The sequence below is a fragment of the Micromonospora sp. M51 genome, assembly GCF_018070305.1.
In the GTDB taxonomy this organism is placed as follows: Bacteria; Actinomycetota; Actinomycetes; order Mycobacteriales; family Micromonosporaceae; genus Micromonospora; species Micromonospora parva.
Map to the genome: position 1 here is coordinate 1 of NZ_JAGPXZ010001212.1, position 1,133 is coordinate 1,133.

Here is a 1,133-nt window from a genome sequence, read left to right on the forward strand (position 1 = left end):
TCGTCGTACAGGCCGAGCAGCAGCGAACCGACCACCGGGCCGGACTTGTGCCAGCGGAAGCCGGCCACCACCGCGTCAGCGGTGCGGGCGTGCTTGACCTTGAACATCAAGCGCTTGCCCGGCTCGTACGGCAGGTCGGCCGGCTTGACGATCAGACCGTCCAGCCCGGCGCCCTCGAAGACGTCGAACCAGCGCCGGGCGGTGTCCGGATCGGTGGTGACCTGGGTGACGTGCACCGGCGGACGCACCCCGGCCAGCGCCTGGACCAGCCGCTCCCGGCGGCGCGGGTACGGCTGGTCGAGCAGCGCCTCGTCACCGATGGCCAGCAGGTCGAAGGCGACGAAGTCGGCCGGGGTGGTCTCGGCCAGCATCTTCACCCGGGACGCGGCGGGGTGGACACGCTGGGCCAGCAGCTCGAAATCCAGCCGGGGCTGGCCGCTCGGCCCGTCGCGCCGAATCACGATCAACTCACCGTCGACCGCGCACCGCTGCGGCAACTGCCGGCGGGCCTGCTCGACCACCTCGGGGAAGTAGCGGGTCATCGACTTGCCGCCCCGGCTGGCCAACTCGACCTCGTCGCCGTCGCGGAACACGATGCAGCGGAACCCGTCCCACTTGGGCTCGTAGGTCACCCCTGGCGTGGTGGGCAGCTTGGGAACACTCTTGGCCAGCATCGGCTCGACCGGAGGGTTGATCGGCAGGTCCACGCCGACCAGTCAATCAGACGGTGCCGACAGTCGTGAGGCAGATCACCGTGGGTGCCGGGGCGGCGTGTCCGTCTACGCGTCGCTCGTCCCGACCGGGCGAATCGAATAACCCCAGGTCAGAGCTACTTTCGCGAGGTGTCCGAGTGGGTCTGTGACTGCTGCGGGCGGTGGCGGGTGAGCGTCGAGCTGATCCGGGGCCGCTACCGCTTCCGGCTGACCCGCCGTTACCCGGAGCGGTTCGGCGGTGGCCGCAACGTGCTGGGCGAGGTCGGCTCGGTGCCGGAGCTGGAGGAGTTGCTGCGTCGGCGTACCCCACTCACCCTGGCCGACCTGCACGAGGCCGCCTGACCGCGGGCCGGCCGCCGGCCTCCACTGAGGAGGCTCGGACTGTCACAATGCTCGCGGCGGCCTCGTCCGTACCCGGGG

2 protein-coding genes are annotated in these 1,133 nt (G+C 70.9%); one reads left to right on the top strand and one right to left on the bottom strand.

Annotated features, from left to right (window positions below; translation table 11 throughout):
• Window positions 1-707 (bottom strand): ATP-dependent DNA ligase (locus tag KBX53_RS33770; RefSeq protein ID WP_210863900.1); only part of this gene is annotated, 707 nt, incomplete at its 3' end.
• Window positions 708-842: 135 nt separating this feature from the next.
• On the opposite strand from KBX53_RS33770, the gene KBX53_RS33775 reads away from it, so the two are divergent.
• On the top strand, window positions 843-1,055 hold the full coding sequence (locus KBX53_RS33775; RefSeq protein WP_030336201.1) for a hypothetical protein: 213 nt from the start codon (window positions 843-845) through the stop codon (window positions 1,053-1,055).
• The last annotated feature ends 78 nt before the right edge of the window (window positions 1,056-1,133 follow it).